At 57.0% G+C, this 13,639-nt stretch carries 13 protein-coding genes and 1 pseudogene; 4 read left to right on the forward strand and 10 right to left on the reverse strand.

Annotation, left to right across the window (positions count from 1 at the left end; translation table 11 throughout):
• Position 1 precedes the first annotated feature (1 nt).
• From EA20_RS0103935 to rppH, 8 genes are all read right to left on the reverse strand, one after another.
• A complete protein-coding gene (locus EA20_RS0103935; RefSeq protein WP_038381479.1) occupies positions 2 to 310 on the reverse strand; it encodes a prepilin-type N-terminal cleavage/methylation domain-containing protein in 309 nt (102 codons plus the stop codon).
• The gene (locus tag EA20_RS0103940) at positions 303 to 731 is read right to left on the reverse strand and encodes a DUF2509 family protein (protein ID WP_024965594.1); all 429 of its coding nucleotides are present in this window, start codon (positions 729 to 731) and stop codon (positions 303 to 305) included. Before EA20_RS0103940 ends, EA20_RS0103935 begins: the two co-directional genes overlap by 8 nt.
• Positions 728 to 1,267: a prepilin peptidase-dependent protein gene (locus EA20_RS0103945; RefSeq protein ID WP_369699775.1), complete on the reverse strand. Its 540-nt coding sequence runs from the start codon at positions 1,265 to 1,267 to the stop codon at positions 728 to 730. The genes EA20_RS0103940 and EA20_RS0103945 overlap by 4 nt, the downstream gene beginning before the upstream one ends.
• Complete coding sequence (locus EA20_RS0103950; RefSeq protein ID WP_024965596.1) at positions 1,264 to 1,725, reverse strand: prepilin-type N-terminal cleavage/methylation domain-containing protein; 462 nt, start codon at positions 1,723 to 1,725, stop codon at positions 1,264 to 1,266. Before EA20_RS0103950 ends, EA20_RS0103945 begins: the two co-directional genes overlap by 4 nt.
• 423 nt (positions 1,726 to 2,148) lie before the next feature.
• A complete protein-coding gene (gene thyA / locus EA20_RS0103955) occupies positions 2,149 to 2,943 on the reverse strand; it encodes a thymidylate synthase (protein WP_024965597.1) in 795 nt (264 codons plus the stop codon).
• A complete protein-coding gene (gene lgt / locus EA20_RS0103960) occupies positions 2,940 to 3,821 on the reverse strand; it encodes a prolipoprotein diacylglyceryl transferase (RefSeq protein WP_024965598.1) in 882 nt (293 codons plus the stop codon). The genes thyA and lgt overlap by 4 nt, the downstream gene beginning before the upstream one ends.
• Positions 3,822 to 3,962: 141 nt before the next feature.
• Positions 3,963 to 6,209 (reverse strand): phosphoenolpyruvate--protein phosphotransferase, encoded by a 2,247-nt coding sequence (gene ptsP / locus EA20_RS0103965; RefSeq protein ID WP_024965599.1) that lies wholly within the window; start codon positions 6,207 to 6,209, stop codon positions 3,963 to 3,965.
• A 12-nt stretch (positions 6,210 to 6,221) separates the two neighbouring features.
• Positions 6,222 to 6,746: an RNA pyrophosphohydrolase gene (gene rppH, locus EA20_RS0103970; protein ID WP_024965600.1), complete on the reverse strand. Its 525-nt coding sequence runs from the start codon at positions 6,744 to 6,746 to the stop codon at positions 6,222 to 6,224.
• A gap of 685 nt (positions 6,747 to 7,431) precedes the next feature.
• Here rppH and mutH point away from each other — a divergent pair.
• The 4 genes and pseudogenes from mutH (at position 7,432) to EA20_RS0103990 (ending at position 10,131) form a co-directional block, all read left to right on the forward strand.
• Positions 7,432 to 8,118: a DNA mismatch repair endonuclease MutH gene (mutH, locus tag EA20_RS0103975; RefSeq protein WP_024965601.1), complete on the forward strand. Its 687-nt coding sequence runs from the start codon at positions 7,432 to 7,434 to the stop codon at positions 8,116 to 8,118.
• A gap of 62 nt (positions 8,119 to 8,180) precedes the next feature.
• Positions 8,181 to 8,520, forward strand: a pseudogene (locus EA20_RS0103980) (hypothetical protein).
• Positions 8,521 to 8,681: 161 nt separating this feature from the next.
• Positions 8,682 to 8,897, forward strand: coding sequence for a YgdI/YgdR family lipoprotein (locus tag EA20_RS0103985; RefSeq protein ID WP_024965603.1), 216 nt, complete (start codon positions 8,682 to 8,684; stop codon positions 8,895 to 8,897).
• 193 nt (positions 8,898 to 9,090) lie between these two features.
• The gene (locus tag EA20_RS0103990) at positions 9,091 to 10,131 is read left to right on the forward strand and encodes an NADP(H)-dependent aldo-keto reductase (RefSeq protein WP_024965604.1); all 1,041 of its coding nucleotides are present in this window, start codon (positions 9,091 to 9,093) and stop codon (positions 10,129 to 10,131) included.
• A gap of 147 nt (positions 10,132 to 10,278) precedes the next feature.
• Here the strand turns inward: EA20_RS0103990 and lplT are convergent, their stop codons facing one another.
• Entirely contained in the window at positions 10,279 to 11,484 is a 1,206-nt protein-coding gene (gene lplT, locus EA20_RS0103995) for a lysophospholipid transporter LplT (RefSeq protein ID WP_024965605.1), read from the reverse strand.
• Complete coding sequence (gene aas, locus EA20_RS0104000) at positions 11,477 to 13,636, reverse strand: bifunctional acyl-ACP--phospholipid O-acyltransferase/long-chain-fatty-acid--ACP ligase (RefSeq protein ID WP_024965606.1); 2,160 nt, start codon at positions 13,634 to 13,636, stop codon at positions 11,477 to 11,479. The genes lplT and aas overlap by 8 nt, the downstream gene beginning before the upstream one ends.
• Between the last annotated feature and the right edge of the window lie 3 nt (positions 13,637 to 13,639).

Here is a 13,639-nt window from a genome sequence, read left to right on the forward strand (position 1 = left end):
TTTATTGCGCCGCAGGCGCGCAGCGTAACAGTGTCAGCCCCGCGCTTCGCCCCGCAGGCCCGGTTACCTGAGACGCCAGCAGCGAACATCCCGCCGGACCGGGCTGCACGCGCAGCGTACCCTGCCAGCCGGACGACAAAGGCGCATCAAGGTACTGCCAGGCCTGACGCCAGGCTTCCCGTTGCTCCGCGTGTAACTGAAATCCTTTGTCCAGCGCCAGCTGATATTGCATCATCGCCGTCGTACCGGTGGCAAACAGCAGCAGCGCGACCAGCATTTCCGGCAGGCTGAAGCCATGCTGTTCAGTCATCTTTATCACACCTTTCAGCGGATGTAAGCGGACAGAAATCGATCCAGCCATGGGGCGCAGTTTGCCAGATTTTCGTCTCTTCATTCACTTCCAGCCACTGATAATGAGCCAGCGTCCCGGCACCGCTGTCACCCCTCAGGAGCGCGCGTTGCGCCGTTATGCTCTCCAGGCAGGCTCGCCAGCCATAATCGCGTTCCGTTCTGCACTCCCTGACCGCGTTCTGCCCTGACCACGCCAGCTGCTTTCCCCAGGCGAGCGCGGATTCCGCCAGGTTAAACTGCCGGATAAACTGACGCTCATCGGCAACCAGCGCCAGCGAGGCATCAAGCTGCCCGCGAGTGGCATGTAACAGCGCGGCTGACATCGCCAGCAATATCATTACGCCCGTCAACGCCCCGCTTCCCTGCTGATGGAGGCTCACAGGTTCACCGCCGTGACCCAGCGCGCAAGCGTAACGGGAGAATGAGGAAACGCCCGGGCACTCCCTTTCAGCGTCAGACGGAACTGTTTCGCTTGCTGAACGATCTGAAAGTCCTCAACCACGATGACCGAGGGGTCGTTAAGCTTTTCCCATCCGCCACCCTGGCAATCTTCCACGCCTCGCTGCGCCTCAAGATTTCCCTCTCGCAGGCGGAAACCATATTGCTCGCTTTCACCGGCCTCTTCCCATCTGCCGTTACTGTTATCATCCCACCTGACCAGCAGACAGGTTGCCGCCGTACGCAGAAGCGTGAGGCCAGCTCCGTTACAGGTGCCGTTACAGTACCCTGCCCGCCGCACCGATTTTTCCAGTATGCTCATGATTTGCTGCATCTCTTCAACAAGTTGAAATCGCATCAGGCTTCGGACGTTATGATACTGCATCTGCGGCAACATACGCGCCGTACCCAGTATCAGTATGCTACCGATCGCCATGGCGACGAGCGTTTCTACCAGGCTGAATCCGGCCTGCTTCACTGACAGAGCGCTTCTTCGGGCCGGCAAATCCGCACTCTGCCGCGGGAAGAGATAACGATGTGTCGTTCACCTGCTACTCCGGTAATCACTACCCGGCCCGGTTTTGCCACGCTGCGGCGACCATAAAATCCGGTGTCCGGGGTCAGCGAGCGCAGCGTGATACCGCCTTCAGGCACACGGAAAGAGAGCCGGTTTCGGCGATCGCACCCCCGGTCAACCGGCCCGCTGCCGAGGCAGCCTCCCGCATCCGTGCGTAACCACAACAGGCGCGGCACATTGTGCCAGTTTGCTTCACTTCTTAGCCGCAGCAGGAACAGCTGAACCTGCCGGGCAACGTCATTCAGCCGCTGCTGCTGCTGCCAGCGCTGCCAGCCGCTAACGGCAGAGACAGACAAAATACCGGCTATCACCATCACGATAAGTAACTCCACGAGCGTAAAACCCTGCATCTTTTTCATGGCGCTACTCTCCCGTGTGGCCCGCACAGCGTCCAGCAGTGAAAGTGCCGGTTGCGAACAGCCTCCAGATAAAAAGGGCCTGTTTAATCAGGCAGGCAAAAGCATTGCGAGCGGGTTCGCAAAGCACAGTGTTAAGGGTGGATGTCAGGCCAGGGCGCGATGCATAACTGGTGAGCAGGGAGGAAACTGCACAGCGTATGGCGGAACAGGTAATGCCATATCGTGCCTGGAGATAAATAGCCATTAGCCACAGACGATTTGAAATTTGAACTGAGACTGGCTGTGGGCTGTTGACGTTGGTTTTGGGGTTTGGGGTTTGGGGTTTGGGGTTTGGGGTTTGGGGTTTGGGGTTTGGGGTTGGCAGCAGAACAGATGCCTAAGGGCATAAAAGCGGGAGCGGACGCTTTCCGCTCCCGACACCGGTCAGATAGCCACCGGCGCTTTAATCGGCGGGTGTGGATCGTAACCTTCAATCTCGAAATCTTCAAAACGATAGTCAAAAAGCGAGGCAGGTTTGCGCTTGATAACAAGTTTTGGCAGCGAGCGAGGTTCACGCGTCAGCTGAAGATGAGTCTGTTCAAGGTGATTGCTGTAAAGATGCGTATCACCGCCGGTCCAGACAAAATCCCCCACTTCCAGATCGCACTGCTGGGCCATCATATGAACCAGCAAAGCGTAGCTGGCGATATTGAACGGCAGGCCAAGGAAAACGTCGCAGGAGCGCTGATAGAGCTGGCAGGAAAGCTTACCGTCCGCCACATAGAACTGGAAGAAAGCGTGGCAAGGCGCTAATGCCATTTGATCAAGCTCGCCCACATTCCAGGCAGAGACGATGATACGGCGCGAGTCAGGATCGGTTTTCAGCTGCTCAATAACCTTTGCCAGCTGGTCGATCTGCTGACCGTCCGGTGCGCCCCAGCTGCGCCACTGCTTGCCATAAACCGGGCCGAGATCGCCATTTTCATCGGCCCATTCGTCCCAGATAGTGACCTTGTTTTCCTTCAGGTAAGCGGTATTGGTGTCACCATTCAGAAACCACAGCAGTTCATGAATAATCGAACGCAGATGGCATTTTTTCGTGGTCACCAGCGGAAAGCCTTCCTGCAGATTGAAACGCATCTGATGGCCAAAAATCGACAGCGTGCCGGTGCCGGTGCGGTCATTTTTCGGCGTGCCCTCGCTAAGCACTTTCTGCATTAATTCCAGATACTGTTTCATTTTCCCTCACTAAGCGGCTCTACCGGACGGCGGCGGTAGGCCCAAATCATCATAATGACGCCCGCCACAATCATGGGCACAGAGAGGATCTGCCCCATGCTGATGGCGTTATCGAAGAGGCCCAGTTGCGCATCGGGCTGGCGGAAGAATTCCACAATGATGCGGAACGCGCCATAGCCAATCAGGAACAGACCGGACACGGCCCCCATCGGACGTTTTTTGCGGATAAAAAGATTCAGAATGATAAACAGCACGATCCCTTCCAGCAGCAGCTCATAAAGCTGTGACGGATGGCGCGGCAGCACGCCATAGGTGGCGAGCAGTGACTGCCATTCAGGATGGGTGGCGACCAGCGCAACATCTTCGCCGCGCGAACCCGGAAAGAGCATCGCCCAGGAGACATCAGGCGCCACGCGGCCCCAGAGTTCACCATTAATGAAATTCCCCAGGCGACCGGCACCCAGGCCGAACGGGATCAGCGGCGCAATAAAATCGGCCACCTGGAAGAAATGACGTTTGGTGCGCCGTGCGAACCAGAGCATCACGCAGATAACCCCGATCAGACCGCCGTGGAATGACATGCCGCCATCCCAGACCTTGAACAGATAGAGCGGATTATCCAGAAACAGCGGGAAATTATAGAACAGCACGTAGCCGATACGGCCACCGAGAAAAACGCCGAGAAAGCCTGCATAGAGCAGATTTTCAACCTCTTCTTTTTTCCAGCCGCTGCCAGGTTTGTTGGCACGACGCACGGCGAGCCACATGGCAAAAAGGAAACCGACCAGATACATCAGGCCGTACCAGTGCAGGGAGATCGGCCCGATGGAAAAAATTACCGGGTCAAACTGAGGAAAAGCCAGATAGCCGTTAGTCATCTTTCACCATTTTTTAAGTCTGCCCTGACTTGCAGGCGACAAGGAGTTAACCAGTGCGCGCGAGGCGCTGCATTAAGCCGCGCATGATAGCACAGCCTAAATCTGCGAAGTTTGCCGGAACTGTAAACTTTATTAAGAGGCTCAGCGGCCTCCCCGAATCAGGCCGCCAAGCCCGCGCTGCTCCATAAAGGCCGCCACCCGCTGCCGGACATCCTCTGCCAGTCTGGCCTCAAGACTCTGTTCCGCCAGCTTTTGCGCCTCTTCACAGTCGAGGCGATTGAGTAAATACTTTACCCTCGCCACGTTGCGGCCATTCATGCTGAGATGGTGGAATCCCAGTCCAATAAGCAGAGGAACGCACATCGGATCGCCCGCCATTTCGCCGCAGAGGCAGAGTTCAACGCCCGCGCGCTCCGCTTCCTGCGCTATCATCTGCAGCGCGCGCAGCACCGCAGGATGCAGGCTGTCATAGAGGCTGGCCACCCGCGTATTGTTGCGATCGACCGCAAGCAGATACTGCGTCAGATCGTTGGTGCCCACTGAGATAAAATCGACCCGCTGCGCCAGATGGCCGATCATAAAGATCATCGACGGCACTTCAATCATCACGCCAATACGCGGCCTGGGAATGGCATATCCCAGCATCTCTTCCACCTCCAGCGCGGCACGAGCAATCAGCCGTTTAGCCTCATCGATCTCCTCAATACCGGTGATCATCGGCAGGAGAATGCTGAGGTTATTACTGGCCACGTTAGCGCGGAGCATCGCCCTGAGCTGGACGAGGAAGATCTCTGGCTGATCGAGCGTCAGGCGAATGCCGCGCCAGCCAAGGCAGGGATTCTCTTCGCTGATAGGCATATAGGGAAGCTGCTTATCGGCGCCGATATCAAGCGTACGCAGCGTGACGGGCTTATCCAGAAAGAGCTGCAACATCCCCTGATACTGGGCGACCTGCTCCTCTTCTGAAGGGAAGCCGTTCTGTAGCATAAAGGGGATTTCAGTACGATACAGCCCGACGCCATCGACTTTGTTTCCCAGGGTTTTTTCATGTTCGGCGCTCAGGCCGGCATTGAGCATCACCTTCACCGTCTGGCCGCTGCTCAGCCGCGCCGGGCGTTCCACCACATCCTCAGCCAGCTTGCTCAGCTCATTCTCTTCGCTGATCAGCCGCTGATATTCCTGCACCAGCAGCGGCTCAGGATCGACCAGCAGTTCACCGCGGTAGCCATCCACGATCAGCAGATGACCATTCAGCAGTTCAGGCTGAATATCCGCTCCCATCACGGTTGGGATGCCCATCGCCCGCACCATGATTGCCGCGTGAGAGTTTGATGCGCCGTCTCTGACTACCACGCCAGCCAGACGATCGTGCGGCAGCTCGGCCAGGATCGTGGCCGTCAGTTCATCCGCCACCAGCACGAAGCGTTCCGGCCAGGCGTTGGTTCCCTGCATGGTGTCATCAAGATGGAACACCAGCCGCTGCCCCAGCACGCGCAGATCGCCGGCGCGTTCACGCAGATAGCTGTCCTGAAGGCTGGCAAACTGGGCGGCAAATTTCTCTATGACTTTCTTCACCGCCCACTCGGCCACCGATCCGGCATCAATCTCGGCATAGAGATCTTTTTTCAGGCGGGCATCGCTGAGCAGGTGGGAATAGAGGTCGAAGATTGCCGCGCTCTCTTTATGCACGCTGGCGTTGAAACGTTTGCTGTACCGCCTGAACTCGCTTGAGGCCTCATCCATCGCCAGCGAAAGACGTTCGCGTTCGCGCTGGGTATCGAGCGTCGAGGCGGCAAAAATAGTATCGAGTGAAGGCTGGGTGACATCGACCCAGCCGGGCGCCACCGCAACGCCGGGTGCCGCCGCTATCGCTTTGACGCGCGTTTGCCGGTACTGCCCGAACAGCGCGTTAAGCTGGGACTGGGAGAGGATAGCCGCCATCTGCGTGGCGAGCGTGACCAGGAAAGACTCTTCGCTTTCATCAAACTGGCGATGCTCACGCTGCTGCACCACCAGCACACCGAGCAGCTGGCGGCGGCTGATGATCGGCACGCCGAGAAACGAGCGGAAACGCTCTTCTTTTACGGAAGGAATATATTTGAAGCTGGGATGGCTCTGCGCATCGGCCAGGTTAATCGGCTCCGCGAGACGGCCCACCAGCCCGACGATCCCTTCGTCAAAGGCCAGCGCGACGGTACGCCCGCGCGGCTTTTTCAGCCCGCGCGTCGCCATCAGGTAATAGCAGCGGCGATCGTGATCGGCGAGGTAAACCGAGCAGACTTCGGTATCCATCGCCAGGCAAATCTCATTGACCAGGATATCGAGCGCTTCGGTAAGCCGGGGGGCGCCGGCCACTTTTTCCACTATTTCGCGCAGCTGTGTGAGCATCATCTATATGGCTTAACCTCGCTTCCGGCGCCAGGGTGCATTTCGCTGTACGGTACTCTCCTGGAGCGGCATCACCACGCTGGCAAACTCCTTCATTACCCGGCGGTAGACGTCACGTTTAAAGGAGACGACCTGGCGCACCGGATACCAGAAGCTGACCCAGCGCCATCCGTCAAACTCCGGCGTACTGCTGGTCTGCATATTGATATCTGCGTCATTGCACATTAACTGCAGAAGAAACCACTTCTGTTTCTGGCCGATACAGACCGGCTTTGTGTCCCAACGCACCAAACGTTTTGGCAATTTATATCGTAACCAGTTTCGGGTAGAGGCAAGGATGCGGACATCCTTACGGTGCAAACCAACTTCCTCAAAGAGTTCGCGGTACATGGCCTGTTCCGCTGTTTCCCCGGGATTAATCCCGCCCTGCGGAAATTGCCAGGAGTGTTGACCAAAACGTCTGGCCCACAGCACCTGTCCCTGCCTGTTACAAATTACGATACCAACATTCGGGCGGTAGCCATCATCATCGATCACTGGACTACCTCAAACTAAAAAATCTGGATGTTCTGATTGTTTCACACTCCTTACAGACGGTAAACCACTGGTTTATCCCCTTTTCGCTTGCTTCTTACGGGATAACTCACAGTTAAAGTCAAAGTTATAAACAGAAGAGGGGCGAGTTTCGCGATCTTATTCACGTTTTCTGTGGATAGCTATGTGCAGAACCCGGTTAACAGATGGGGAAAACTTTCTTAACGCGCTGATGGCGCATCTGTACAGCATTACTCAACCCTTTATAAAGAATGACTTTTATCGGGTTATACCGGGAATTTATTTCGCCTTCATACGACTGTCATCTCCAGAAGATCCGCAGGTGGCGAAAGATCCATCACCCGCTAATTTATCCACAGCTTATGCCGTTTACTTGCGCACTTAAGAGCAAAAATGGCAGAAAAGTCACGGCGTCAAGGCTGTAAATCGAACCAGTGGTCAGCAACGAAAGCACTTATCCCATTTTTCTGTGGATAACAGGGTGTAAGATCCTGTTCATTGCCAGTGTCAAACAGGGCATAACCTTTAGCCGCTAAACTAAGTCTCACGGCGCGATGAAAAAAACGCATGATTTATCATGCTATTATTGCGCTTCATTCCCGACATTTCCGGCCTGTGAGGCGAGCGGGATAAGTGTGGTTAATTTTTGTACAGTGTGGGTAAGATTATGACGCAGTCCTTTCTTCCGGTGCCGCCGCCGGAAAACGAGACGCAGTTGCTTGAGCGGGCCAGCCAGCTTGCGGGCTATACGCTGGGCGAGCTTGCGCTGCATGCCCATCTGCCGATACCCAACGATTTGAAACGGGACAAAGGCTGGGTCGGCATGCTGCTTGAGCGTTATCTGGGGGCCAGTGCGGGCAGCAAGCCGGAACAGGACTTTGCTGAGATTGGCGTGGAGTTAAAAACGATTCCGGTTGATGCAACGGGCCGCCCGCTGGAAACCACCTTCGTCTGCGTTGCCCCGCTGACCGGCAATAGCGGCGTGGTGTGGGAGACCAGCCACGTTCGCCACAAACTGGCCCGCGTTCTGTGGGTGCCGGTGGAGGGTGACAGACTGATCCCCCTGGCCCAGCGACGGGTGGGTGCGCCGCTGCTCTGGAGTCCCAGTAAAGAAGAAGAGGAGCTGCTACGCCGGGATTGGGAGGAGCTAATGGATATGATCGTGCTGGGCCAGATCGGACAGATCACCGCCCGTCATGGCGAAGTGCTGCAAATCCGGCCCAAGGCCGCCAACAGTCGTGCGCTGACCGAAGGGATCGGCGAAAACGGCCAGCCTGTGATGACGCTGCCGCGCGGCTTTTATCTTAAGAAGAGCTTCACCGGTCCCCTGCTGGCACGCCATTTTTTACTGTAGGCACTTAGCGGCTTAACGACAGGATGCGTTCTTTTTTCGCTTTTTCTAAGGACGCAGGAGTTATGTTTGACTGGATAGCCGATCCCAATGCCTGGCTGGCGCTGGGAACGCTGTCTAGCCTGGAGATCGTTCTCGGTATGGATAATATTATTTTCCCTCACGCTGGTGATGGCCAGACTGCCGGCACATCAACAAAACGCCGCCCGTCGCATCGGCGAATTCGTTGAACGTCACCCGACTATCAAGATAGTGGCACTCTCATTTCTGATGCTGGTGGGATTTACGTTAATCCTTGCAAGCTTTCATGTGCAGGTGCCCAAAGCCTGGCTCTGTTTCGCCATGTTCTTCTCTGTGGCGGTGGAGTTCCTCAATCTCAGGCGAAGTAAAAAGCGTAGCGGCTGATAGTAGCCAGGCCGGGCGCTGCGCTTTACGCTTGTAATATCACTTTACGAAAAATGTCAATGGCGTGGCGTGCTTGCGGCCTGTTTTCAGAGTTATGAGGTTACGCTGGCGGCTTAAATACGTTATTACTAGGCTATTGCAACCATCTTCAGGAGCAGAGAATGAGATATATGTTTGGCGCGGCGGCACTGGCACTGAGTATGCTGGTCAGCGGGTGCAGCAGCGATTACGTCATGGCGACTAAGGAAGGCAAAATGATTATGACGCAGGGCAAACCTGAAATTGATGAAGAAACCGGCCTGGTAAAATATACCGACGGAACGGGACACGAACTGCAAATCAATGGGGATGAAATTTCCTCCATCGTTGAACGCTAAATTGCCCTTCGCCACCTGCCCTTTTTGCTCAGGTGGCGAAGCACGCACTTCCCGATAATTCCCCCCTTCCCCCTGCTGCCTACGGCGGTTATAGTCGATAGCCGGATCTGAGCATGTGCCGCGACGTTACGGCAGGTAAGTTATGCATGGTGCTCAGGTTCCACGTTTAATAATGAAAAAAGGAAGCCGGCAAATGCACTATCACCGTATCCCCCACAGCACTCTGGAAGTCAGTCGTCTGGGGCTGGGCACCATGACGTTTGGTGAGCAGAACAGCGAAGCCGATGCCCATGCGCAGTTAGATTTGGCGATGCGTTCAGGCATAAACCTGATTGATGTCGCAGAGATGTATCCGGTGCCTCCGCGGCCGGAAACCCAGGGCTTAACTGAGAAGTATGTTGGCAGCTGGCTGAAGTCACGGGGCAACCGTGGCAAGATTGTGCTGGCGTCTAAGGTGTCCGGGCCGGGCAGAGGCAGTGACGCCACCATCCGTCCCAATCAGGCGCTGGACCGCAAAAACATCCGCGAAGCGCTGGATGCCAGCCTGAAGCGCCTGAATACCGACTATCTTGACCTTTATCAGCTGCATTGGCCGCAACGCCCCGCCAACTATTTTGGCAAGCTGAACTATCAATATAATGATGCGACCAGCACCGTAACCCTGCTGGAAACGCTTGAAGCGCTGAACGAGCAGGTTCGGGCCGGAAAAATCCGCTATATCGGCGTCTCGAACGAAACGCCGTGGGGCGTGATGCGCTATCTGCAACTGGCGGAAAAACATGAGCTTCCCCGCATGGTCAGCATTCAGAACCCCTACAGCCTGCTTAACCGCAGTTTCGAGGTCGGGCTGGCGGAAATCAGCCAGCATGAAGGCGTGGAACTGCTGGCTTACTCCTGTCTGGCCTTCGGCACGCTGAGCGGAAAATACCTGAATGGCGCGAAACCCGCCGGGGCGCGCAATACGCTGTTCAGCCGTTTTACCCGCTACAGCGGCGAGCAGGCGCAGCTGGCCACCGCGGAATATGTGGCGCTGGCTAAGCAGCACGGTATCGATCCCTGCCAGATGGCACTCGCCTTTGTCCGTCAGCAGCCTTTTGTGGCGAGCACCCTGCTGGGCGCCACCACGCTGGCGCAGCTACAGACCAATATCGACAGCTATAACCTGACGCTGGACAGTGAAGTGATGCAGGCATTAGAGGCGATTCACCAGCGTTATCCGTTCCCCGCGCCCTGATCGCCACAATCCGGACCGGTGGCCTGAGCATATCGAGCGTCGTTAAAGCGTAATGCATCCCGCGCCTCGGGCGCGGGAAACATCGGTAAGCGTGGGTTATCTCCATAGCGGAAGCGCCGCAGAACGTTGCGCCGCTCCGGCCGTTTGTCAGACGCTTTTTGTGCGCTTCTGCGCCAGCTGCCAGCCCCAGAGGACCGCAATCGCCAGCGCAAACAGCGCGCCAAAACCCACGCCAGTCGCCACCGGCGGCGCACCCAGCTTCACCGCCAGTGAATAGCATCCCAGCATCAGCAGCATCGCGCCGTTTTCACCCAGGTTCTGTACCGCGATAGCATTCCCAGCGCCCACGCTCTCCCTCCCCCGCATTTGCAGCAGCGCATTAAGCGGCACCACAAAAAAACCGCCCAGCATACCGATAACGATGAGCAGTCCATAAGCGCCCGCGCTGGTATGCTGTAATGAAAAACAGATAACCGCCACGCCGATCAGCACCCCGGCAGGCATACAGCGTCCAACCGTTTTCAGCGTCACCAGCTTCGCTGCCGCCACCGCGCCGGCCACGATGCCTATCGCCACCATCGCATTCAGTAAGGTAGGCGTTTTATTGTCGGTAATGCCGAGCGCCACCGGCACCCACAGCACCAGCAGAAAACGCAGCGTCACGCCCGCGCCCCAGAACAGGCTGGTGCCGACCAGCGAAAAGCGCGTTTCACCATCCCGCCAGAGCGTCCGGCAGGCGCTGAAAAAGCTGATGGACATTTTACCGGGATGCCACGCCTGCCCCGGCCTGGCCGCAGCGAGCACCGGTATCAGCATATTGGCCGCAACCGCCAGCCCGTAAGCCACCACGCAGGCGATCAGCGCGCCCAGCAGATGCCAGTCCGCCAGAATGCCGCCAGCGATAGACCCCAGCAGAATGGCGGCAATGGTTGACGACTCCATCAGGCCGTTTGCCTTCACCAGCTTATCACCGCTGGTAATTTCACCCAGGATGCCATACTTCGCCGGAGAATAGGCCGCTGCGCCGATGCCGACCAGACCGTAGCCGATAAAAGGATCGAAACCAAAGCAGATGGTTAGCGCCCCCAGCAGCTTCAGGGCGTTGGCAAACATCATCACGCGCCCTTTGGGAAAGCTGTCCGCCACCTGGCCGACAAAGGGTGCAAGCAGGATGTAAGTGGCTACAAACACCATCTGCAACACCGGCTGGCTCCAGTCGGGATAGAGCTGCTGTTTCAGGACCGCCAGCGTGGCGAAAAGCAGGGCATTATCACCAAATGCCGAGAGAAACTGGGCGGCAATCACCGCCAGCATTCCCCGTGAAAACAGTCCATCAGAGTGGGGTTCACGCATCGGTTTTCTCCGGCTGCTCCGCCATGCTGCGCAGGGTGACGAAATCGGGCTTGCCGCTGCCGAGGAGGGGAAGCTGCGTCAGGAAGCGGATATCACGCGGCACCGCCAGCTCCGGCGCCCCCAGCTCACGTGCGGCGCGCAGAAGCTGCTCCCGGTTAAGTTCACTGTCAGTGGTGAAAAGCACCAGCGCTTCGCCCCGGCTGCCGTCTGGCTTCATTGAGGCCGCATGCTGCTTATCCGCTGAGGCTTTGAGCGCAATCTGCTCGACTGTTTCCAGCGAAACCATCTCACCGGCGATCTTGGCGAAGCGTTTTACGCGTCCCTCAATCTGGCAGAAGCCCTGTTCATCAAAGCTGACGACGTCACCCGTATCGTACCAGCCCTCCTCCAGCTGGCCTTCGCCGTTATCCGCCCGTGGCGTTTCCAGTACACCGGGATGCTCGACGCGCAGATAACCTTTCATGATATTTGGCCCGCGTAGCTGCAGCAGTCCGCCCTGCTCAATGCCCGGCACCGAGATCAGCCGCGAATCCATGCCCGGTAAAATGCGCCCCACGGTATGGTTTTTTGCCGCCATGGGCACGTTGATAGCCACTACTGGCGCACATTCCGTCACGCCGTAGCCCTCCAGAATGCGGATGCCGAATTTATCCATCCAGGTCTGGCGCGTGGCTTCCTGAAGCTTTTCCGCCCCGGCAACCACATAGCGCAGGCGGGCGAAATCATAAGGGTTGGCGAATCGGGCATAGTTACCCAGGAAGGTGGAAGTCCCAAAGAGAACGGTACAGTTGCGGTCATACACCAGTTCCGGCACCACGCGATAATGCAGCGGGCTGGGATAGAGAAAGACCTGCGCCCCGGTCATCAGCGGCGTGAACAGCCCGACGGTCAGGCCAAAAGCGTGAAACAGCGGCAACGCTGACATAAAGCGATCGCGAGGAGTAAAATCCGCCACGGTACGGATCTGCTCCACGTTTGCCAGCAGGCTTTTATGCGAATGCACCACGCCTTTGGGATGCCCTTCTGAACCTGAGGTGAAAAGTACCATTGCCGCCTCTTCCGGCTGCTGGCTGACTGCCGCCAGACGGGGCAGCAACAGGCGGCTCACTATCCAGAGCTTATCCTGGAAAGTGACGGTATCTTTCAGATCTTCAAGATAGATCCAGCGCACCTGCGTCACTTCTTCCGGCAGATGCCAGAGCTTTCCCTTATCCAGAAATTGCCGAGAAGTGAAGACCGTTTTCACCTTAGATGCGGTCAGCGCGCTGCTGAGGCCTTTGACGCCAGCGGTATAGTTCAGCATCGCGGGCACGCGGCCCCGCATGGAGGCGCCCAGGATAGCGGCGGCGGATACCGTCGCGTTAGGCAGCAGCAGACCGATATATTCGCCTGGTGCGGTATAGCGCTCCAGAATACGTCCCACGCCGAGCGCTTTTTTCAGCAGCCCGGTGTAGCTGTCCGCTCTGAAATTGATATCTTCAATGCAGGGCTTAAACAGGCCGTAACGCGTGCGGGCAGCCAGAAACGCTTCATACAGCGTTTCGCGTGGCCGCACCGCCATGCGGGCTTCCATCATAATGTGATGCAAATGCTCACCGGCAAGCTTGCGGCGCTCGCGTGCTTTTGGCGCCTCCGGCATCGGGATCTGCGTGGCGGGCAACAGGGTCAGGCTGATATGCGGAAAGAGGCGGCGCTTAAATACCCCTGCCAGGCGGCCAAACGGCGTGAACTCAGCGCCTTCAATGCGTACCGGCACCAGAGTTGCCTGGGTTCTGGCGGCGACAAAGCCGGCGCCATCATAAATTTTCATCAGGGAACCGGTAACGGTGATACGCCCTTCCGGAAATATCACCACGGGGCGTCCCTGGTTTATCTCTTTAATCAGCCGCTTAACCGACATCGGCCTGGTGGGGTCGAGCGGGACAATATCCACATATTTGCGTACCAGCCGCATATACCAGCGATCGCTTATCGAGCCGTAGATCGCAAATGTCGGTTTTACCGGCAGAAAAGCCGCCAGCAGCGCGCCGTCAAGAAACGACATATGGTTTGGAACAATCAGCACTTTCTCGCGTGAGAGCGGGGAAAGATCGCCCTTCAGTCGCGTGCGGTAAAGCAGGCTGAAGACCAGACGGAGGAAAGAGAAAAGCATGCC

The sequence above is a fragment of the Pantoea sp. IMH genome (assembly GCF_000599885.1).
In the GTDB taxonomy this organism is placed as follows: domain Bacteria; phylum Pseudomonadota; class Gammaproteobacteria; order Enterobacterales; family Enterobacteriaceae; genus Erwinia.

Coding starts and splice junctions, on each gene's coding strand:
- lplT (WP_024965605.1), bottom strand. CDS start 11,484: ATGCGTGAACCCCACTCTGATGGACTGTTTTCACGGGGAATGCTGGCG.
- EA20_RS0103985 (WP_024965603.1), top strand. CDS start 8,682: ATGAGATATATGTTTGGCGCGGCGGCACTGGCACTGAGTATGCTGGTC.
- lgt (WP_024965598.1), bottom strand. CDS start 3,821: ATGACTAACGGCTATCTGGCTTTTCCTCAGTTTGACCCGGTAATTTTT.
- aas (WP_024965606.1), bottom strand. CDS start 13,636: ATGCTTTTCTCTTTCCTCCGTCTGGTCTTCAGCCTGCTTTACCGCACG.
- mutH (WP_024965601.1), top strand. CDS start 7,432: ATGACGCAGTCCTTTCTTCCGGTGCCGCCGCCGGAAAACGAGACGCAG.
- EA20_RS0103990 (WP_024965604.1), top strand. CDS start 9,091: ATGCACTATCACCGTATCCCCCACAGCACTCTGGAAGTCAGTCGTCTG.
- EA20_RS0103950 (WP_024965596.1), bottom strand. CDS start 1,725: ATGAAAAAGATGCAGGGTTTTACGCTCGTGGAGTTACTTATCGTGATG.
- ptsP (WP_024965599.1), bottom strand. CDS start 6,209: ATGCTCACACAGCTGCGCGAAATAGTGGAAAAAGTGGCCGGCGCCCCC.
- EA20_RS0103935 (WP_038381479.1), bottom strand. CDS start 310: ATGACTGAACAGCATGGCTTCAGCCTGCCGGAAATGCTGGTCGCGCTG.
- thyA (WP_024965597.1), bottom strand. CDS start 2,943: ATGAAACAGTATCTGGAATTAATGCAGAAAGTGCTTAGCGAGGGCACG.